Raw genomic sequence first — 21,479 nt, forward strand, 5'->3', positions numbered from 1 at the left:
TCGGCATGACGGGATACGACAGCCGTGCCTGCCATTTGGGTGAAGGGCCGCTTTGGCATCCTGTACGACAGGAATTGTTCTGGTTCGATATTCTTGGGCGGCGTTTGCTGTCCCGCTCTGGCAAGAATCATCAGGAATGGCATCTGGCAGAGGATCATTCTGCTGCCGGATGGATTGATGAACAGACATTGCTGCTGGCGTCTGAAACCGCACTCTGGCGGTTTGACATAGCCACGGCGCAGAAAACCAAACTGATCGCGCTCGATGCGGACAATCCGGTCACACGGTCAAACGACGCTCGGGCCGATCCCTGGGGCGGATTCTGGATTGGAACCATGGGCAAGAATGCCGAGCCCCAGGCAGGAGCAATCTACCGCTTTTATCAAGGGGCCTTGAAAGAACTGGTCAAGCACATCAGCATCAGCAATGCCATCTGTTTCGCGCCTGATCGCAGTTGTGCCTATTATTCCGACACTCTCACTCGGCAAATCATGCGCCAACCGCTGAATGCGGCAGATGGCTGGCCCAGTGGTGCGGCAGAGGTTTTCATCGATCTGAATGCCACCCGGTTGAACCCTGACGGAGCGGTAACAGATGCGCGTGGAAATCTCTGGGTCGCGATGTGGGGCAGCTCCTGTGTTATCTGTTTTGCTACCGATGGCCGTGAGATTAACCGCATCCCTGTACCAGCCCGACAACCGACCTGCCCTGCCTTTGGCGGAAGCGACCTATGTGATCTATATGTCACGAGCGCGCAGCAGGGTCTTTCGGATGACATCCTGAAAACCGCCCCCCTCAACGGCACAACCTTTGTCTTCAAGGATGTCGCACAGGGAATAGCCGAACCGCAGGTGATCTTGTGACCCCCGCCTGTGCCTTTTCCAAGCCGCCAGTTGGCTGAGCGGCGCAAGGACATTCAGCCCTGATCGGTCTTTGTTTTCTGCACGCCCCACGCGCATCGCCCCTCTCTTGGCTATGAGCCGTTGCGCCCGGAACAACCTGGAGAACGCAAGTTTGACGTTGCAAATCCGTCCCGCTTCCCTGCTGTTGTCAGGGGCAGCGATGGACGTTGACAGCAAGATGCGACTTGCTAAACAAATTAAGTATTTAGGGCCGGAAATACGCCGCGTCAGCAACATCGAAGGGAACGCAGATGGATTGGGAAAATTTCCGCAGCCGCGGAAAAGATGCCGCGGATTGGGCCGCCGATTACCACGCCACCCTGCGCGAACGACCGGTGCGAGCCCAGACCAAACCGGGCGAGATCATTGCCCAGCTTCCGGCAAGCGCACCGGAAACCCCCGAAACGATCGACGCCATCCTCCATGATCTGGAACATACCATCATGCCCGGCATGACCCATTGGCAGCACCCTCGATTCTTTGCCTATTTCCCCGCCAATGCCGCACCGGTTTCAGTATTGGCAGAAAGCTATGTCACGGCGATCGCAGCGCAATGCATGTTATGGCAAACCTCGCCCGCCGCAACCGAACTGGAAACCCGAACCTGTGACTGGATGCGTCAGGCAATCGGCCTGCCAAAGGGATTCTCGGGTGTGATACAGGACAGCGCCAGTACCGCAACACTTTGCGCAGTACTGACCATGCGCGAAAAAACCCTGGCCTGGGAAGGCAACAAGAAAGGTCTGAGCAGCCAAAAACCGCTGCGCATCTATGCCAGTGCCGAGGTCCATACCTCAATTGACCGGGCAATCTGGATTTCCGGCATTGGCGAGGCCAACCTTGTCCGCATTCCCTCACGCGGGCCAACCCGCGCCATGGATGTCACCGCGCTGCAACACGCGATCGACGCTGACCGCGCTGCTGGATTCTTGCCCGCTGGCATCATTGCCTGCGTGGGCGGCACCAGCGCAGGTGCCAGCGATGACATCGCCGCCGTCATGGATGTGGCTGCCGCCGAGGGTCTTTACACGCATGTCGATGCCGCCTGGGCTGGTGCCGCGATGATCTGCCCTGAATTTCAATCGGTTTGGGCTGGCATTGAACGCGCGGACAGTGTGGTTTTGAACCCGCACAAATGGCTGGGCGCGCAGTTCGATTGCACCACACATTTTCTGCAAGATCCTGCCAGTCTTGTCAAAACGCTTGCCATCCACCCGGAATACCTCAAGACCGACGGTGCTGATGGCGGAATAATCAATTATTCGGAATGGTCGGTGCCTTTGGGCCGGCGGTTTCGTGCCCTGAAATTGTGGTTCCTGCTGCGCGCGCATGGGCTGAACGGATTGCGCGACATGATCCGCAATCATGTGTCATGGGCTCAGGGTCTCGCAGCGCGACTGGCCGAAACACCCGGCTTTGAAATTGTGACCGCGCCGATGCTGTCGCTGTTCACTTTTCGTTATGTCCCCCAAGGCACGCAGGACAGCGATGCGCTCAACCAGCAACTGGTCAATGCGATCAATGCGGACGGGCGTATTTACCTGACTCAAACGCGCGTCGATGGTGATCTGGTGATCCGGTTTCAAGCAGGAGCCTGGACCTGCACCGCAGAGGATGTGGATACTGCCTATGATGTAATAACCGACATTGCGCCGACCCTGACCTGATTGGTTCCAAGGCATGTGGACCACGGATCCGTCCCTTGCCCGCTCACGTTCATGACCGGTTGAAACCTGTAAAAATATATCTATTTCAATTCGTTACGCAACTGTCCACTGAAAACCCCGATTCGGCGCATGCCAAATCTAAGGTGCAATCAAACGAACGCCGGGCATCCGCTGGATCATGGCGACGTCCTCGTCATAAAGGTCGGTCAATTCCTCTACCAGTTCATCGGTCCAACCGGGCATATCCAGTTCCTCTTCGATCTGGTCATCCAATGCAAATTTGTCAAGAAAGGCAGCAATCACCCGGCGTTTCTGGATTTCAGTAATGTCCTTGTGGGTATGAAGATAGCTGCGCAGCCGTTCCATCCCCTCTTTGCTCATAATGCTCGCCAATAGATCAAACCCGCCAGAGATCTTTTCATGAGGGTCGATCCCGGCCATTTCGCGAATGATCTCGGACCAGATTACCGGTGTATCTTCATTGCACCAGACCGTGATTGCAATGTTAGGCGCTGCTGCGCGAATATCAGAAATCGTATCCGACCAGCGAATGTCTTGTGGGTTGCGCCCTTCCCAGAAGGCCTCGGCGGAGGTGTCGATCGAATTTGCATAAAGGATCGGAATATGCGTGGCCGGATTGCGCAGCCCCAGGAAAATCTCGATTTCATCGTCGGGAAACAATTGCGCCATAAAGGCCATCCTGTCCGCCGCCGCCGGATATAACACGCCCCGCTGGATCGCCGTTCCAGCCGTCCGGAAAAAATTAGCATCCGACAGGATCACACGGTCTGCCGGAGAACCATCCAGTATCACGTCCAGCAAAACCTCGCGCGCCTGCGGCGAAGCCGGTGTTTTGCGCATGGCATTGAGAGTCTCCCGCACCAGGCCGCGATAGCTATTGGGGCCCGGCACCACGATACCGCGTTGCGCAAAGGTATCCTTGTTACGCAGAACCGATTTGATCAATCGTTCCTGTTCGGTAAAATGGGCACCTGTGTGCAAAACCAACTGCATAAGTTCATACTCGCTACTCGTTCGGTTAGGCTGTTGAATACAGGCACCGGCTTGTCGTGTAAAACACCAAAATCGGTTTGGATGTTGCCGGAAAAACAGGGTGCAAAAATGATGCAAAATGGGTGATGAGAGTGCTTGCATCCCGAAACAACATCACCTAAAGAACGCCCACGTTGAATGGTTTTACAATCTGGCAACGCAAGACACCTCAGGGTGTGCGCCCCTATAGCTCAGCTGGTAGAGCAATTGATTTGTAATCAATAGGTCCGCGGTTCGAGTCCGTGTGGGGGCACCATTTTCTCCAAAAAACATGAAGATTCAAGCGCCAGCGCGCATGATCGCCTGGCGTGGCTTGATGACGGCAATCGGGAGGGAAACATAGTTGCCTGATTTTGCCATTCCCGATATACAGCATGATCCGTCAGCGCCAAACAAATGGAAACCTTGGATTGACCATTGCGAAAAGCCGTGTCCGTTGGGACCTGAGAACTGACAAGGCAATGGCGCAGGCTGTTCAACATGCTCGGATTCCACTGTGCATTACGAACCCGCAGTTACCGGACAATCCGATCGTATATGTCAACGCCGCATTTCTGGATCTGACCGGCTACGAAGAAGATGAAGTGTTGGGACGCAATTGCAGGTTCTTGCAGGGGATCGGCACCACTGAAGAAAGTCTGGTTGACTTGCGCCGCGCCATCGAGGGCCAGAAGGTCGAGACCGTAGAAATACTGAATTACCGCAAAGACGGCTCAAGCTTTGAAAATGCGCTTCAGATCGGCCCGATTCTGGATGATGATGGGAACCTGGTCTTCTTTTTCGGATCACAAATGGATGTGACCGCAAAACGAGATGCCGAACGCAAGGCCCGCGAACTGGCGGAAAATGAACTTGTCCATCGCTTGCGCAACATCGTCAACGTGATGGACATTGTTCTAAGGATGACCGCCCGCGAGGAAACCGATCCAAAGGAAGTTGGCCGACTGGCATCGGAACGGCTGCGCACGCTGAGCGATGCGCATTTGCAGACAATAAACCGTCCGGATGATCAAGCGTTGAGCATGATGGAACTCGCGCAGCCAATGTTGCTGGCCTATGCCGTCAAGGGTGCCGCGCAATTCGAACTGGACGGCCCCGCGATCACGCTACCCAAGCATCTGCTGTCATGCCTGGCTCTGGTCCTGCATGAACTGGCGACAAATTCGGTCAAGCATGGTGCTCTTGGTTCCGAGAAAGGGCGGATCACGTTAACCTGGGACATTCAAGATGTCGGGGCGGTTGACACATTGGTTTTCAACTGGACGGAAACCGGCGGGCCGACAGTTGTTGTGCCAAAACGTGCAAGCGGATCGAAAATAATAAGTGACCTTTTAACCGCGACCGGAGGCACAATTGCCTTGGATTGGGCGCGAACAGGGTTGATCGCAAGGGCGCAATTGCCACTGACACTTTACTGAGCGCAGCGCTGTTCTTTCAAATTCGCGGCCTTCTGGCACTCCGCAGAAATCGTAAAATCCGGCCTGATCATACCCCTGTCAGGAAGTGGCAGGGAAAACGCCAAATTCGCCATATTGGGGAACCTGTACTGCGCCTCACGGCAACGCGGGTGCAGGCCGCGCCAGCACCAGGTCGCAAAAGCGTCGGTGATGTCATGGGGGAACGGCACCTACCGGCATTGCAGTAGCTTTTCACGCGATCTCAGAAATTCGACTTCGTTTCTTTCTGCAGCGCTCAGAGGAATGTCGCCTGCGGCAACCCCGACCCTGCACCCCGCATTGGAAAATGCCTTGCGCCCTCTCGCCCCTTGAAAACAATAGCCATTGCGCGCGAAAATCGCATTGCGCTGCATCCAGAGGCTCTCACAACTTTCCGTTGGTTGGTTGCTTCTTGCGCCGACAAAGCCGATCCAATTCGAATGTGCCCATCCAATCGCACCGGTTTCCGTCCTGACGTGGAACCAGACTCCGTCCTGGCCTAGCACCTCAAGGCGGGTTCCCTCGGTCATCTTTAGAATACGCGTGGCCGAAGGGGTCGTGCCGTTGCGCAGAGCAAGAAAACCATCTCCATAGGGATCCAGCCCGGCAACTTCGTAGCCAAACACCGGCTGCGCGGCCGGTCGAGGCCTTTCAGTGGACGGAGCTACAGGCTCTGTGCGGGCTGGATGTGACGCCAGATAAATCCGTTGGATCATCGAAGAATTTTCCCATGGGATCTGGGAACTGTTGGTGTCCTCCACTACGTCGCGACGGACTTTGCGCATGACTTCGTGGAGGTCATCTGCCTGAGAGGGCAAGTGCCGTAACAAGGCCGCGGTAAATGGGCTATTCCTACCGTTTCCATCCAGGGCAACATTTCCCGGTTGTGTTGAAAAGGCGATAAAGGACCCGACACCGGCATCCACCTTGGCCAGACCGCGGGCAGCGCCGCCAATGGCGCGATTTGCTGCTGGAATGTCAAAAGGGTTGTTGCGGCAAGCATCAAGAATGACGATATTGCGATCCGCCTTGCTTTCCATCTCGGAGAGAACGGTTTGCAGCTTGACCGAATTATTGCGAACGGTCTGTTCATCCTGACCGAAAGCATCCACAGGAATGATGAAATTTTCGGCGCCAATCTGGATCGCATGCCCGGAAAAGTAAAACAGCGCAATGTCATCCGGGGCAAGCGACCTGCGAAGGTCTTGCGCATGTTCCAGTATTTCGACACGAGTAAGATCGGTTCCATGAATGACGCGAAACCCCAACTTGCCAAGCACTTGCGCCACGTCGATTGCATCTTGCGCAGCATTTGGCAGGACGAAAACATTCCGGTATTTCGAATTCCCGATAACCAGCGCTACTTTCTCGCTGGCCATGGCCATCCCAGCGCAGATCATGAAGAAAATCAGAATGAAAAATTGACGAAGATAAATCAGCACCGAACCATTCCCATTAACGCGATCACAATCGACGTTAGTGTTTTAAGATACGGATGCCTACCCTGCTGACCGCGACAAGGCTGCTTTGTCAGACCTTGCATCAAGGGGGTAACACCGGAACAGGCAGTTTTCATTTGCCTCAGATGAAGGGATTTACCTTTGTCCTGTCAACGTATTTCACGATTGGCGGGACCATTCAGGTAGGGACATGTATTTCAGCGCAAACCAAAGGCACAGGCGCACCCTCTCCGCTTTTGGCTTTTGCGGATCAGGAATTCAATTCCGCCTTCACTTCGTTCAGCATTGTCAGATCGTCGGCAATACCGATATTGGGCCAGATCTGCTCTGCCCAGATCAGAAACCGTCGGCAGGCCTCCAATACGGCCGAGATCATGTCATCCTGACGAAACTCAAGCGTTTCGGGCAAATAATTGCCCGTCATCGTGACCGTTGTTCCATCACTTTTGAAAAAGAACTTTTCGGGGCTGGTATTGAGGATGAACTTGATTTCCCCCTCGCTCACCAGATCGGAAAGAACCTCAAGTGCCAGTGTTGGCAACACATAGGAAAGCGTATCTTCAATCTCCAATCGCGCGTCGCCAATGACAAAGGTAATAAGACCTTCCAGATGCATGTAGCTTTCGAAACGATCCGGCGTTCCTTTGGCATATTCCACAATCTGGTCTTCGGGAATTTGGGTTTCCCCATCCTTTACCCGTATTTCGATCTCAAAGGTGCTCATGGTCTGTTATTCTTTCTCAATCGGTACCTAGAACTGGTTCCGCAGTGCGGACCTGATCTTGCGCATATCAGCTTGGTTCACATCAAGCACATGAGGATCAGTGCCGGATTCATCGGGATAAAATTGATCCAGCATCACGCGATCCCCGCCCTGATTGGAAGGAATGAAGGTGACTTTCACAGAATAGCCGTCGCCGGTTGAAACGGAGTCCTTTGGCCAGCTTGATCTGGCGCTGTTCAAATCAAAAATGTCTATGGGCGGGCGACGCTTACGGTCGTTGCGGTTTGGAATCGTTGCTGTAGGAGGAAAACCTTCTCTTCTCTTTTTGCGTCGATCTGTCGTCGGCGTAATATTTGCAACCGATGCCTTTGCCAGGGCATCAATACCCGCTGCATCCAAATGCGCAGGAAACAGCGTATTCTGCGCTTTGACATCGCCAAAATCTTGATATTTGCGTGTATGCCGTCCAAGTATATGATCAGCCCTCATATCGATCTGCTGACCGGTCGCGGTAACGAAACTTGACTGGGGGGTCGCAATCGGTTCGCCCTCGAAAGAAGCCGCCGTTTGAATCAAGACAGACAAACTGAGGTTTGAAGATTGTCGGGCCGGACTTGTCGGGCTTGGTGCGGCCAGCTTGTCGTAGAATTTGGTTTTCAATTTAGCGGCTGAGCCTGCATGGCCGTCCCATGCCAGAATGTTTTGCAAGCCTCCACCGGGTTGCAATGCCTTGTCCCTGTCGGTTGGCAATGCCATCGGATCGGCGCCTTCCATGGCTTTCAGCATAGTGTCCAGTTTGACCATATCAGCACCGGAAAACGCCGTTGCCATGGCTTTCAATTGCGTCAGATCAGCGTCTTTTGTGCCTTTGTTGGTAAAGCCATAGCGCATCACACTGCCCAGGCGCTCTTCCGGGCCGGTTCCGAATCCGCCGGTTGTCATCATTTCCTTGAACAACGGCCCTGAGCCTGCAAAATCCGCCAGGACGACCAGCAGTTTCGCCGGGTCTTTGCGTCCCGTGGCATCGGCTTCGCCTTTGCTGAGACAGCCATGTTTATACATGTTGGCAAGAACCTTGGGATGTTTACCGAGGTCGCCGTCCTTCATCAGGGTGCACATTTGTGCCTGTTGCGTATCTCCCATTACGTTGAGCAGGTTTACCAATTCGGCGGGCGAGCCACCACAGCCGGTTTCAAACAACTCAGCAAAGCACTCCGGCTTGGTATTTGTGTCCGCGCCGCCGCTGACCTTCGCCCCAAAGCCGCCCTTGTTCACCAACCCCGCCAGGTTGTCCTGCGCCGTCGCGTTGCCGCTGATGTTTTCCGCAAGCAGTCCAAGTTTGCGCGCATCATTGCCGCAGCCTTTTGCGATCAGCGGGGCCAGCACCTTGGGATGACCCGCAAGGCCGCCTTTGTCGAGCATGGTCTTGAAATTGTCGGCCATCGTGCCGTCGATGCCCTTGATCAAATTGGCAAAACCCGTGGCGCGGCTGTCTGGATCACCGCCCGAAGCCTGTAGCATTTCAGCCATGCAGTTTTCGGCACCAGCAACGCTGCCATCCATGCCCGCATTTGCCAGCAAGGCTTTCATACCGGTCCGGCCGCTATCCGAATTTGTCTTGTCCAGGAGGGCCTTCAGCGCGGCAGGATCATTGCCGCAGCCATCGCGCATCATAACGGCAAAGGCCTTGGGTGCCTGCCCCACACCACCGTCCTTCATCATATTCTTCATCTGTCCGCGACTATCCGGCGTCAAACCGGTCAGTAAGCCGACCATTGCATTGCCTTTGTCAGTGTTGCTGCCGGTAGAACAATTATTAAAGAATTCACCAAGGAACTTTGGCTTGACCCCGGGCTGGGCAAGCCCGCCTTCGTTCAGCCCCTTCTTCAAGGCCTCGCGCTTCGATTTGCTGTCAAAGGCCGTGGCCATGGCGACAAGTCCGTCGCCTCCTGCGGTCTTGACCAATTCGCCAAACACTTCCGGGTGTTCACCCAGACCGCCTTCGCCGATCATGCCGCCAAGACGCTCGCGCTTCTCCTTGTTGTCGAACTTCTTGACCATCTCTGCAATGTCCGATGGCGAGTTGTCAGCGCTCGGCGTCAGCAGCGCAACAAGCGCCTTTGGTTCATTTGCCAGCCCGCTGTCATTCACCAAATCCCGCAGCAGCGAGGCATCTGTGCCAAACCCTTTCAAGACCTCCTGGGCCGCAGTCAGATTGTCATGCTCGGTGAACATCACTTTAAGAGTTGCCGGGCCAAGCCCCTTATTCATCCCGGCAATCTCATCCAGAGTACTGCCGTCGATTTGCATTTTCTTGAGGTTTTCAGCGCCGAGTTCCTGTATCGCCTTTTTGGCGTTGGCTCCGGACCCGAAGGCAACAAAGGTTTCCTTGAGGTTCTCGGCTCCTGCCTTGCCATCGCCAAGGGCTACGATCAGATCGGCAAGTTCATGAGGACTGTAATGGTTCAGCAGTTCAACCACTGCAGCCGTCCCGCCAAGTGCGGTTTCAATGGCACCAAACCTGTCGCCAAAGGCATCGTTGATATCGCGTGCTTTTTCTTCGCCGCCAATGGCTTTGACCTCGTCATCAAAGGTCTTGCGAAGGGCTTCGGCAGCTTTGATTTGTTTGGCGGCATCAGAATTCTTGGCGCTGGTGATCGGCGGAGCAAGAGAAGCATCGATCAAATCCATTGCACTCTTGAAGCGCTTCTTCTGGGAGTCGAGGATACCAACCGGATAGATCTCTGCGGCCTCCAAGGTCAATCTGCGGTTTTGCGCTTCGCGTTCCTTGACCTTCTGGGTGATTGCCTCTGCGGCAAGGCGCAATAGTTCGCGTGCTTTCGTAAAACAATCCACGTCAACTGGTCGCGCCCGCACGAGCACCAGCGCCGCCTGTCGAGCGGTATCAAAACCCGGGCTGTCATCCGCTTCAAACCCTGCGGGTGGCGTCGCCTCCAGCAATTCCCGTTCAAGCGCTTCTGCTTCCGAAACCAGACGTGCGTCAACCGCGCTCCTGATCTCACGAAGCCGGTGCGGCAAGGCATTCACATTGGGAATAATCGCCTGCAATGCGTCAAAATCTCCGGTTTCCAACGTGTTACGCAGGCCGGCGACCTCGCCCAGAAAAGCAAAGAGTTCTTCGGGCTTTGATCCGGGTATCAGGGTCGCATGGGTTTCCCCTTCTTCCACCAAATGGTCGATCTGCGCCTTTAGGTCCCCATAGAGGGCGTCCCATTCGGAAGGTTCCTCATCTGCGCCGTCATCTTCGAATTCCAGTTCATCAAGGAATTCATCAAGTGAAAGGCCAATTTTTTGTGCAAGTTTTCCTGCCCATTTACGCTGTTTTTCTACCGGATCAGTCATACCACATTGGCCCGGCGAATGATCTCGCGTTCAAGTGTGGCGAGAGCCTCGGACAAAGTCTGGCGCAGGGTTAAGGTCACGCCCAGCGGATTGTCGTCTAGCATGCCCAGAACTTCATCGTTCTGCGAAAAAGCCTGCATTTCGTTCACTGCGATACGCAGTTTGTTCTCTTCGGTTTCACGGTCCTTCGGGTTGGCACCATCATATTCGCGCACTGCAACCGCCATGTTGGTCAGCTTTTTTCCCGTGAAAGCCGCCAGTCCGAATTCCGCAATGCGTTGGAACAACGGAGAGTCAAAAGACCTCAACGCATCCTCCAGTTCGCCTATCTGTCTGGCCACCTTGCTGCGGGCTTCGGTCCAGATCCCTAGCAAAGGCGGCGTAGGCATGGCCTTTTGGGACACATCCAACAGCTTTTGGGCCTTGGCGAAATCGCCCGCCGCGATTGCAATATCAAGCGCCTTGAGAATCTCGGGCCCACGTCCCAGCTTTGCAATATCTGCGCGTAGCTCGACCGCCTTGGCAACAACTGCCGCGCCTGGGGTGTCCGCATTTTCGGGCGATACAATCGGGCGGCGAAGAATAAATCGTTCAATAAAGGCTTGTTGCTTTGCGTCGAGCTGAATTGGTTTAGGTTCAGCCATGTTTAATCCTAGAGTCCGTAATAATGCCCTTACGATGGGGCATCGGGTGTCGTTAGGTCAATAGGTGATCGAAAACCGGGCAATGTGGATGCGGCGCGCCCGGCCTACTGGCTCAGGCGATCGACGATACTTTGTGCTGTCACCGTCCCCAGAACATTGTCCCCATCGACCACACGCAACGCCGTATCCGCACCGCTCAACTGATCGATCAACTGCGCCACCGGCGTTGCTGCCGCGATTTGCGGACCGGGCTGATCGGTTGCGGCAGTCATCACATCCCATGCCGTCAAAACGCCCAAGGGGTTCATATTGGACACAAAATCGGCAACATATGCGGACGCAGGGTTCGAAAATATTTCACGCGGGGTGCCAAGTTGCACGATGCGCCCGCCTTCCATAATCGCGATACGCCCGCCCAGCTTGAAAGCTTCGTCCAGATCGTGACTGACAAAAATGATCGTGCGCTTCAACTCGCGTTGCAGGTCCAGCAATTCGTCCTGCAATCGCGTTCGGATCAGCGGATCAAGAGCGGAAAACGGTTCATCCATCAGAAGGATCGGCGCTTCGGTGACAAAGGCGCGGGCGAGTCCGACGCGCTGTTGCATGCCGCCAGACAACTCACCGACCTTGCGATCCGCCCAATCGGACAGCCCCACAAGCGCAAGCTGCCTGTCCGCACGCGCCAGCCGCTCGGCCTTGGGCACAGCAGACAACTCCAGGGCGAGTGCGACGTTGTCGCGCACAGTGCGCCAGGGCAGAAGGCCGAATTGCTGAAACACCATCGAAACACATTCGCGCCGAACCTTGCGCAGGTCTCCCGCAGAACACTCCTGCACGTTTGCCGACCAGTTCCCATCGTTGACTTCGACATGGCCGCGCACCACGGGGTTCAAACCATTTACCGCCCGCAGCAAAGTGGATTTTCCGGACCCTGACAGGCCCATGAGAACCAGGATTTCTCCGGTTTCCACGTCCAGCGAACAATCATGTACACCCAGCACCTGCCCGGTTGCGGCTTCAATTTCCGCGCGGCTTTGACCGGCATCCATCAGTTCAAGTGCTGCATCAGGTTTCTCGCCGAAGACGATGGAAACATTGTTGAATGTGACTGCAGTACTCATTTACCACTCACCCGCAGCATCCGATCCAGCATGATGGCCACAACCACAATGATCAGCCCGGATTCAAAGCCCAGCCCCGTATTCACCTGGTTCAAAGCCCGCACCACCGGCACGCCAAGCCCGTCCGCGCCCACAAGGGCGGCGATCACCACCATGGATAGCGACAGCATGATTGTCTGGTTCAGTCCCGTCATGATCTGCGGCAAGGCATAGGGCAATTCGATTTTCCACAGTGTCTGGCTCGGTGTGGCACCAAAGGCCTGAGCAGCCTCCAACAGGGATTTCGGTGTCGAGGCGATGCCAAGCTGTGTCAAACGGATTGGCGCGGGCAGTACAAAGATCACCGTTGCGATCAGCCCCGGCACCATGCCGATGCCGAAAAACACAATGGCAGGAATGAGATAGACAAAGGTTGGTAGGGTCTGCATCAGATCAAGAACAGGCCGCATAAATCGATAAAGGCCCGGACGGTGTGCCGCTGCAATGCCGATCGGAACACCGACCCCCATACAGACCACGCAGGCCGACAAGACCAGCGTCAGGCTTTCTGTTGTTTCTTCCCAATAATCCTGATTCAGGATGAAGAGAAATCCAATCACGATGAAAACCACGGTTTTCCAGTTGCGTTGGATCAACCAAGTGAGCCCTGCGAATGCCGCAATGACAAACAGCGGATGTGGGGTTTGCAGAACCCAGAGAATCGCGTCAATCAGCCGTTCCATCACCAGCGCAAGCCCGTCAAAGAACCACTCTCCCTTGATCTGAAGCCAGTCGAAAGCGGCTTCGGCAATGTCATCAACCGGCAGCTTATTGTCAGTAAGCCATTTCATGGTTGTTCCTTTCGCAAGGGAGCGCGCCCTTCAGAGAATAGATGCCCGTGTCGTACCAACGCAGGCATCTTTTGCATTTTCTCAAAGGGTTACTTGAGTGCGGCTTCGGCGGCGGCCATTGCATCCCCGCCATCTTTGGTGGTCACACCGTCCAGCCAGCTTCCCAGCACATCTGGATTGGCCTTGATCCATGCTGCCGCCGCTTCTTCGGGGTCTTTCCCGTCATCAAGGATGGCACCCATGATTTCGTTTTCCATGGCAAGGGTGAATTCCAGATTGTTCAACAGCTTGCCCAGGTTCGGGCATTCCTGTGCATAGCCGGCCCGCGTGTTGGTAAATACCGTTGCACCGCCCAGATCCGGACCAAAGAAATCATCACCGCCCTCAAGATAGGTCAGTTCAAAGTTGGCGTTCATCGGATGCGGTTCCCAGCCGAGAAATACGATCGGCTCTTCCTTGCGACTCAGGCGTTTGACCTGAGCAAGCATCCCCTGTTCAGACGATTCGACCACTTCAAAGTCTTTCAGATCAAAGGCATTGTCGTCGATCATCGATTGGATCAGACGGTTGCCGTCATTGCCCGGCTCGATGCCATATATCTTGCCATCCAGCGCCTCTGCCTGTTCGGCAATCGCGCCAAATGACGTAATCCCCAGATCAGCAGCCGCCTTGTTCACGGCCAGCGTATATTTCGCTCCGGTCAAGTTTGCGCGCAGGGTTTCGACAGTACCTGCTTCGCGGTAGGGTGCAATATCTGCCTCCATCGTCGGCATCCAGTTGCCCAGGAAAACATCAATGTCGCCAGCCGCCATTGAGGTATAGGTAACGGGAACCGAAAGGATCTTGGTCTCTGTCGCATAACCCAGCGCATCCAGTACCACAGAAGCAGCGGCGGTTGTCGCGGTGATGTCGGTCCAACCTACGTCGGAAAAGGTCACCTCGTCACAGCCCGCAGCCGCGACAGATGTGGCAACACCAATGGCGGCAGCCGTTGTTGCAAGAAGATGTTTCATTGTGAACTCCCAGTTTTTTGGTCATGTTTTTGTTGATCGTTGCGTCAATAAAAATACCACGACGCCCTATATTGCAACCACTAACACAGCATCAGAGTGCAGTAACACCGCAAACAAGTGACGACAGGTTCACTTCCGCTTGTGCGGACCTGTCGCAATTGAGTTCTGGAATGCAACTGATACAGTCGCTAGGGGCACTCGCAGAAAGGGTACATACATGACCAGGATTACTTCCAGAAGCGAATTTCCCTCCTGTGCTGACTGCAATATCAGACACCGTGCGGTCTGTGCGACCTGCGATACGGATGAACTGCGCCGTCTGGAAGAGATCAAATACTACCGCAGCTTTGATGCCGGTCAGCAGATCATGTTCGAAGGCGACGAAATGGTATTTGTCGGTTCGGTTGTCACCGGTGCCGCCAAATTGTCGCGGACCCTGCCTGACGGGCGCATCCAGATGCTGGGCTTGTTGCTGCCATCTGATTTCATCGGACGACCCGGACGTGAGCAAGTGGGCTACGATGTCGAAGCCATACAGAAAGTGACCTTGTGTTGTTTCCGGCGCAAACCCTTTGAAACGCTGGTCGAGGCCACCCCCCATATCGGACAAAGATTGCTGATGATGTCTTTGGACGAGCTCGAAGTCGCCCGGGAATGGATGGTATTGCTGGGGCGCAAGACCGCACGCGAGAAAATCACATGCCTTCTGGCTTTGATCGCACGGCGAACGGCGTCGCTGCAACTTCGACCGTTGAAAGATTCCCTGTCTTTTGAAATGCCCATGTCACGCGAAACCATGGGCGAATATCTGGGTCTGACGATTGAAACGGTCAGCCGCCAGATGACCGCCCTGCGCAAGGACGGGTTGATCAAGATGGAGGGCAGCCGCACCATCACCATCCCCGATCTCGCAAGTTTGATGGCGGAAACCGGAGATGACACAAGTGCCGCCAGGTTGAGTTAGGATCGGAAAGGCCATGGGACACACCCTCAATGCGCCATGAAGCTCAATGCGCCATGAAGACCGGCACTGAGGCTTCCAGCAGTACCGTGCGTGTGGTCCCTCCAAAGATCGCCTCACGCAGGCGCGAATGTCCATAAGCCCCCATCACCATCATGCCGCACCCCAATTCAGTCGCGCGCCGCTCCAGGGTGGCGGCAATGCCGCCCTCGTCCTTGTTGCACACCGACAGCTCGCATTTGATTCCCTGACGCGACAGATATTGGGCAAAGGCACCGCCAGGATCGGACCGGTCAGGCGCATCCTTGGGCGGATCTACCATGACCACATGCACATAATCCGCCCGGGTCAACAATGGCATCGCCTGACGGACGGCGCGCAAGGCGGTTGCGCTTTCGTCCCATGACACCAGAATATTGGTGGGCGGGACATCAATCGGTTCGGCGTCTGGTAACAACAGCAACGGGGCGCCGGCATCAAACAATACGGATTCCGCCAGGGCGCGGGTGCGCTCAGCACCGGCAATACCTGCCAGACGATATTGAACGACGAGGTCACTGAACTTTGTATGGCGTGCAACTTCTATGGCGCTGATTGCACGGGTGACAGCAATGGGTTCTACGTTCCAGCGGATGTCTTCGTTGGCCAGCTTTGATTTGGCCAACGCGCTGAGTTCGCCCGCTCGCACAACCGTTTCCTCCATATCGACACCAACCGGAAAAGCGTCCAGCGCGGTTTGGACCAATGCCGGGTTGTCAACACCGATCGCAAGGGCAAGCACCTGTAAATGCGCGTCCAGGGCCCGTGCGACACCGACCCCCGCGCCGAGCTGGGCATCCAGTTGATCTTCATCTGTCAAAATCGTGGTGACCGTTTGAATTGACATATGCTCTGCTCCTGTTTCGGCTAAAAATTCACGCGGCGTTGTGCCATACAGAACTTTCGTGATCTTGCCGGCAAAGAAAGCCATCCGTCTTTGATTCAGATCAAAGACCGCATGTCGTACCTAAGGGACAAGCCGTTATGCGAACAAACATCCCATGCACCCAGACGTGGTGCGGGGGTGAAAGAAGGGACAAACCAATGACGTCTGACTATTTCAAGCTGATCATCCTGGCGGGGATCACGCTATTTGCGGCTCTTGCTGCCAGCTGGGGCCGGGATCTGGCTTATCAAGTTCACGCGGTGCTGATTATGTGCATCGCAGCAAGCATGTTCATCTGGGTATTACGTAATACCGATGAAGAACCCAGACCGGGGATCGACCCCAACGGGTATATGGATGATGTCGTCCGTGCCGGTGTGATCGCAACGGCGTTCTGGGGGATCGTTGGATTTCTGGTCGGAACATTCATCGCGTTTCAGCTTGCCTTTCCGGCGCTCAACTTTGACTGGTTGCAACCCTATGCGAACTTTGGACGTCTGCGCCCGCTACACACCTCTGCGGTGATTTTTGCATTTGGTGGCAACGCCTTGATCATGTCGTCCTTCTACGTCGTGCAACGCACCTGTGGCACCCGCCTTTGGGGTGGCAACCTGCGCTGGTACGTATTCTGGGGTTATCAGTTGTTCATCGTTCTGGCTGCGACCGGCTATGTGCTGGGGTCAACCCAATCGCGTGAATATGCAGAACCCGAATGGTATGTCGACATCTGGCTTACCGTCATTTGGGTTGCCTATCTGGTGATTTACATGGGCACGCTGATCAATCGCAAGGAACGCCACATCTACGTCGCAAACTGGTTCTTTCTGAGCTTTATCATCACCGTCGCCATGCTGCACATTGTGAACAACCTGCACATGCCGGTAAGCATCTGGGGCTCCAAGTCGGTACAGCTCTTCTCTGGGGTGCAGGACGCAATGACCCAGTGGTGGTATGGCCACAACGCCGTCGGATTCTTCCTGACAGCGGGCTTTCTGGGCATGATGTACTATTTTGTGCCAAAGCAGGCGAACCGTCCTGTCTTTTCATACAAACTGTCCATTATTCACTTCTGGGCCCTGATCTTCCTGTATATCTGGGCGGGGCCGCACCACCTGCACTACACTGCCCTTCCCGATTGGGCGGCGACCCTTGGCATGGTCTTTTCGATCATCCTGTGGATGCCCAGCTGGGGCGGCATGATCAACGGTCTGATGACGCTGAATGGCGCATGGGACAAGTTGCGGACGGATCCGATCATCCGGATGATGGTGATCTCCCTGGCCTTCTACGGAATGTCGACCTTTGAAGGTCCGATGATGTCTATCCGCGCTGTGAACTCTCTGTCTCATTATACAGACTGGACCATCGGTCACGTACATTCCGGCGTACTGGGCTGGAACGGCATGATCACCTTTGCCGCGCTTTATTTCCTGACACCCAAACTCTGGGGGCGTGCGCAAATGTATTCCATGTCCGCGATCAACTGGCACTTCTGGCTGGCGACAATTGGAATCGTCCTCTACGCCTCGTCGATGTGGGTCACCGGTATCATGGAAGGCCTGATGTGGCGTGAAGTCGATGCACAGGGTTTCCTCGTAAACTCTTTTGCCGACACCGTTGCGGCGAAGTTCCCGATGTACATCGTGCGCGGTCTGGGCGGGGTCATGTACCTGTCAGGCGCATTGATCATGTGCTGGAACCTGTGGATGACCATCCGCGGCGGAGCCCGTGTTGTTGCCCCCGTCGGTGTGCCGGCTGAGTAAGGAAAAACAGATGTCTGATAACGAAAAAATCATGGATTCCGACAAGGATCCAAAGGTCTCCACTCTGTCTGACCTGCCGGAGGAAATTCCGAATGAATTGCCGCTTGAAACCGGCATTCTGAAACGGCACGCTATGATCGAACGTTCGGCGACCCTGCTGATGGTTCTCTCCTTGCTGGTCGTCAGTATCGGCGGCATTGTCGAGATTGCACCGCTCTTCTACCTTGAAAATACCATTGAGGACGTCGAGGGGATGCGCCCCTATACACCACTGGAGCTGACCGGGCGCGAGATCTATGTGCGTGAAGGCTGTTATACCTGTCATTCGCAGATGATCCGCCCGATGCGCGACGAAGTGGATCGCTACGGCCATTATTCGCTGGCAGCGGAAAGCATGTATGACCATCCGCATCAGTGGGGGTCAAAACGGACGGGTCCCGATGTGGCCCGTGTGGGTGGTCGCTATTCGGATGCATGGCACATGGACCACCTGAGCGATCCTCAATCCGTGGTGCCGGAATCGATCATGCCCAGGTATGCGTTTCTGGCCCGCACGCCGATTGATGGCAAACACGTTGAAGACCTGGTCAAGACCCACCGCAGCGTCGGTGTGCCCTATACCGATGAAATGGTCGAAAACGCTCGTGCCGATTTCAAGGCTCAGGCAGACCCTGACAGCGATTATGACGGGCTGCTGGAACGCTATGGTGACACTGCAAACATCGGCAACTTCGACGGGCAGCCAGAGTTGACCGAAATGGATGCGATGATCGCCTATCTACAAATGCTCGGCACCCTCGTCGATTTTTCAACCTTTACCCCAGACGCAAGCCGCTAGGAGGCCACCATGGAAACCTATTCCCTCCTGCGCGAATTTGCCGACAGCTGGATGTTATTGGCAATGACCCTGTTCTTTCTGGGTGTAATTCTTTGGGCCTTTCGGCCCGGCAGCACCAAGGCCTATCGCGACACGGCGAATATTCCGTTTCGCAATGACAGCACCGCAACGCCCGACACCCCCAAGAATGGAGATGCGTCATGAGCGACCCTGAAAATAAAAAGCCGATTGATGATGTCACCGGCATCGAAACAACTGGCCACTCATGGGACGGTATCGAGGAACTGAACAACCCGCTGCCGCGCTGGTGGCTCTGGTCGCTGTATCTTACCATCATCTGGGCCATCGGTTATACCATCGCCTACCCCGCCTGGCCGTTGATCAACGGTGCGACAGAAGGGTTGCTCGGCTATTCGACCCGCGGCGAAGTAGCCGCCGACATCGACGCCCGCGAAGCCGCCAATGCGGAACGCAACGCAGAGCTGGCCAGTGCTGATCTGGCCACCCTGTCGGACAATGATGCACTGTACCGTTATGCCGTGTCCTCGGGGGCGGCGGTATTCCGCACCAATTGTTCACAATGTCACGGTTCCGGTGCCGCCGGGGCCATCGGCTATCCAAACCTTTTGGATGACGACTGGCTCTGGGGCGGCAATCACGAACAGATTGCCTATACAGTGCGCCACGGCGTGCGCAACGAAGACGACGACGATGCCCATTATTCCGAGATGCCCGCCTTTGGCGAAATCCTGGACAAGGAACAAATTCCACCGCTGGTCGAATATGTGCGCAGCCTGTCAGGTCTTGAGTTTGATGCCGCCCTGGCCGAAGTCGGTGCCGACTCCTTTGCAGACAATTGTACGGCCTGTCACGCGGAGGATGGTATGGGAGATCCCGAACAGGGTGCGCCTAATCTGACTGATGCGATCTGGCTTTATGGAGGTGACCGCGAGGCGCTGACTCATACAATCACCTACAGCCGGTTTGGCGTGATGCCGCCATGGGGGGGGCGTCTGTCCGAAGCGCAAGTACAGGCCGTTGCAACCTATGTGCACCAGCTTGGGGGCGGCGAGGCTGATCCTGATCCAGTTACGGATTGAGCTCAACACCCTTCCACAAACGCCGTTGCGGCACTGTTCGCATCAGCCTGCGCGGCGTCGGGGCGCTCTTTTCCCGGAGCGCCCCACTTTCCAGTTGGTCGGTGACTTGCCTTGATGTAGATCAAGGTGCCCCCCATGAGACTAAGGCATAGCCAAGGGGCGAACAGAAACAGGAGCCATCCATGGCCGAGACCCCTCCTCCATCCCTCTATGCCGCACGCGAACCGATCTTTCCGCGCCGTGTGTCCGGTTTTTTCCGAAGCCTGAAATGGTGGATCATGGGTCTCACCCTCGGCATCTACTATTTGTTGCCATGGGTACGCTGGGACCGCGGTCCGAACCTCCCCGATCAGGCGGTGCTCGCCGATCTCGCCAGCCGTCGGTTTTTCTTTTTCTGGATCGAAATCTGGCCACATGAATTTTATTTTGTCGCTGGACTGCTGATTATGGCTGGCCTCGGTCTGTTTCTCTTTACCTCTGCACTGGGCCGCGTCTGGTGTGGCTATGCCTGCCCGCAAACGGTCTGGACCGATCTGTTTTTGCTTGTCGAACGAAAGATCGAAGGCGACCGCAATGCGCAGATCAGACTGCTCAAAGCCAAATGGGATTTTCGCAAATGGCGGCTTCGCCTTACCAAATGGCTGATATGGCTTGGGATTTCCGTGGCCACAGGGGGGGCTTGGGTCTTTTACTTTACCGATGCGCCGACCCTGTTGAGAGACTTGGTTACCCTGGATGCAGCCGCCGTTGCATATATTTCCATCGCCATCATGACCGCGACGACCTTTCTCTTTGGTGGTTTCATGCGCGAACAGGTCTGCATTTACATGTGCCCCTGGCCACGCATTCAGGCCGCAATGATGGACGAAGGCACATTGACAGTCGGTTATCGCGAATGGCGCGGAGAGCCGCGCGGCAAGCACCGCAAGGGCGCAAGGGCGGCCGCCGCTGCTGGGACTGCCACAACCTATGTGGAAACCAACCTACCCGAAGCGGATCAAGGCACCGGCGATTGCATTGACTGCATGGCTTGCGTCAACGTCTGCCCGATGGGCATCGACATCCGCGATGGTCAGCAAATGGAATGTATTACCTGTGCTCTGTGCATTGATGCCTGCGACGACATCATGAGCAAGATCGGAAAGCCGCGCGGATTGATCGACTATTTGGCACTTGAGGACGTGCCGCCGCCCAAAGAGTCGCCCGAGCGTGCCACCTGGAGCCCCCGCCCGATCTGGAAACATGTGCTCAAGCCGCGTACGATCCTTTACACAACACTATGGGGCCTCATCGGTGCCGGTATGGTGTTTGCACTGTTTGTGCGTTCGGACATCGAACTCACTGTTTCGCCGGTGCGCAACCCGACCTATGTGATGCAAAGCGAGGGCTCGATCCGCAACATCTACGATGTTCGCCTGCGCAACAAATCGGGCGAAGACCGGCTGTTCCACCTTTCCCTAAGCTCGGATGAAACCCTGCGCATCGAACTTGAAGGCAGCAATGACCTGAGCGTCCTTGTGCCGGCAAACGAGACCCTGTTACAGAGGGTCTATGTCACGGCACGTCGTCAGGATCCTGCCGCATCCAGCAATCGAACAGATCTGCGCATCTGGGTCGAAGATGTTGAAGCTCAGACCCGTGCAAGCACGGCCACCCTCTTTAACGGCAAGGGAGAATGA

The 21,479-nt window shown here is 55.5% G+C and carries 18 protein-coding genes and 1 tRNA gene; 10 read left to right on the top strand and 9 right to left on the bottom strand.

Annotated features, from left to right (window positions below; genetic code table 11):
- Positions 1-5 precede the first annotated feature (5 nt).
- Positions 6-863: an SMP-30/gluconolactonase/LRE family protein gene (locus OS190_RS11225; RefSeq protein WP_267158772.1), complete on the top strand. Its 858-nt coding sequence runs from the start codon at positions 6-8 to the stop codon at positions 861-863.
- 290 nt (positions 864-1,153) lie between these two features.
- Positions 1,154-2,569: a pyridoxal phosphate-dependent decarboxylase family protein gene (locus tag OS190_RS11230; RefSeq protein WP_267158773.1), complete on the top strand. Its 1,416-nt coding sequence runs from the start codon at positions 1,154-1,156 to the stop codon at positions 2,567-2,569.
- A gap of 138 nt (positions 2,570-2,707) precedes the next feature.
- Here the strand turns inward: OS190_RS11230 and OS190_RS11235 are convergent, their stop codons facing one another.
- Complete coding sequence (locus OS190_RS11235; protein ID WP_267158774.1) at positions 2,708-3,583, bottom strand: hypothetical protein; 876 nt, start codon at positions 3,581-3,583, stop codon at positions 2,708-2,710.
- 219 nt (positions 3,584-3,802) lie between these two features.
- On the opposite strand from OS190_RS11235, the gene OS190_RS11240 reads away from it, so the two are divergent.
- Positions 3,803-3,878: transfer RNA gene (locus tag OS190_RS11240), tRNA-Thr, on the top strand.
- Between the two features lie 154 nt (positions 3,879-4,032).
- Entirely contained in the window at positions 4,033-5,040 is a 1,008-nt protein-coding gene (locus tag OS190_RS11245) for a PAS domain-containing protein (protein WP_267158775.1), read from the top strand.
- Between the two features lie 209 nt (positions 5,041-5,249).
- Here OS190_RS11245 and OS190_RS11250 read toward each other — a convergent pair whose 3' ends face one another.
- The 7 genes from OS190_RS11250 to OS190_RS11280 all read right to left on the bottom strand — a co-directional run bounded on the left by OS190_RS11250 (position 5,250) and on the right by OS190_RS11280 (position 14,213).
- Positions 5,250-6,437 carry a caspase family protein gene (locus OS190_RS11250; RefSeq protein WP_267158776.1) on the bottom strand — a complete coding sequence of 396 codons (1,188 nt, stop codon included), beginning with the start codon at positions 6,435-6,437 and terminating at the stop codon, positions 5,250-5,252.
- A 331-nt stretch (positions 6,438-6,768) separates the two neighbouring features.
- Complete coding sequence (locus tag OS190_RS11255) at positions 6,769-7,242, bottom strand: hypothetical protein (RefSeq protein ID WP_267158777.1); 474 nt, start codon at positions 7,240-7,242, stop codon at positions 6,769-6,771.
- 27 nt (positions 7,243-7,269) lie between these two features.
- A complete protein-coding gene (locus OS190_RS11260) occupies positions 7,270-10,605 on the bottom strand; it encodes a hypothetical protein (RefSeq protein ID WP_267158778.1) in 3,336 nt (1,111 codons plus the stop codon).
- Entirely contained in the window at positions 10,602-11,249 is a 648-nt protein-coding gene (locus OS190_RS11265) for a hypothetical protein (RefSeq protein WP_267158779.1), read from the bottom strand. The genes OS190_RS11260 and OS190_RS11265 overlap by 4 nt, the downstream gene beginning before the upstream one ends.
- A 104-nt stretch (positions 11,250-11,353) precedes the next feature.
- Entirely contained in the window at positions 11,354-12,370 is a 1,017-nt protein-coding gene (gene choV / locus OS190_RS11270) for a choline ABC transporter ATP-binding protein (protein ID WP_267158780.1), read from the bottom strand.
- Positions 12,367-13,200, bottom strand: coding sequence for a choline ABC transporter permease subunit (gene choW / locus OS190_RS11275; RefSeq protein WP_267158781.1), 834 nt, complete (start codon positions 13,198-13,200; stop codon positions 12,367-12,369). Before choW ends, choV begins: the two co-directional genes overlap by 4 nt.
- A gap of 89 nt (positions 13,201-13,289) precedes the next feature.
- A complete protein-coding gene (locus OS190_RS11280; protein ID WP_267158782.1) occupies positions 13,290-14,213 on the bottom strand; it encodes a choline ABC transporter substrate-binding protein in 924 nt (307 codons plus the stop codon).
- Between the two features lie 217 nt (positions 14,214-14,430).
- On the opposite strand from OS190_RS11280, the gene fnrL reads away from it, so the two are divergent.
- Entirely contained in the window at positions 14,431-15,177 is a 747-nt protein-coding gene (gene fnrL / locus OS190_RS11285; protein WP_267158783.1) for a transcriptional regulator FnrL, read from the top strand.
- Between the two features lie 43 nt (positions 15,178-15,220).
- Here the strand turns inward: fnrL and OS190_RS11290 are convergent, their stop codons facing one another.
- Complete coding sequence (locus OS190_RS11290; RefSeq protein ID WP_267158784.1) at positions 15,221-16,060, bottom strand: universal stress protein; 840 nt, start codon at positions 16,058-16,060, stop codon at positions 15,221-15,223.
- A gap of 197 nt (positions 16,061-16,257) precedes the next feature.
- On the opposite strand from OS190_RS11290, the gene ccoN reads away from it, so the two are divergent.
- From ccoN to ccoG, 5 genes are all read left to right on the top strand, one after another.
- A complete protein-coding gene (ccoN, locus tag OS190_RS11295; protein WP_267158785.1) occupies positions 16,258-17,862 on the top strand; it encodes a cytochrome-c oxidase, cbb3-type subunit I in 1,605 nt (534 codons plus the stop codon).
- A gap of 133 nt (positions 17,863-17,995) precedes the next feature.
- Positions 17,996-18,700, top strand: a complete 705-nt coding sequence (gene ccoO, locus OS190_RS11300; protein ID WP_267158828.1) for a cytochrome-c oxidase, cbb3-type subunit II — start codon at positions 17,996-17,998, stop codon at positions 18,698-18,700.
- A 9-nt stretch (positions 18,701-18,709) separates the two neighbouring features.
- A complete protein-coding gene (locus OS190_RS11305) occupies positions 18,710-18,904 on the top strand; it encodes a cbb3-type cytochrome c oxidase subunit 3 (protein WP_267158786.1) in 195 nt (64 codons plus the stop codon).
- Positions 18,901-19,800 (top strand): cytochrome-c oxidase, cbb3-type subunit III, encoded by a 900-nt coding sequence (ccoP, locus tag OS190_RS11310; RefSeq protein ID WP_267158787.1) that lies wholly within the window; start codon positions 18,901-18,903, stop codon positions 19,798-19,800. The genes OS190_RS11305 and ccoP overlap by 4 nt, the downstream gene beginning before the upstream one ends.
- 182 nt (positions 19,801-19,982) lie before the next feature.
- Entirely contained in the window at positions 19,983-21,479 is a 1,497-nt protein-coding gene (gene ccoG, locus OS190_RS11315) for a cytochrome c oxidase accessory protein CcoG (RefSeq protein ID WP_267158788.1), read from the top strand.

It is taken from the genome of Sulfitobacter sp. F26204, assembly GCF_026410305.1.
Taxonomy (GTDB): Bacteria; Pseudomonadota; Alphaproteobacteria; order Rhodobacterales; family Rhodobacteraceae; genus Sulfitobacter.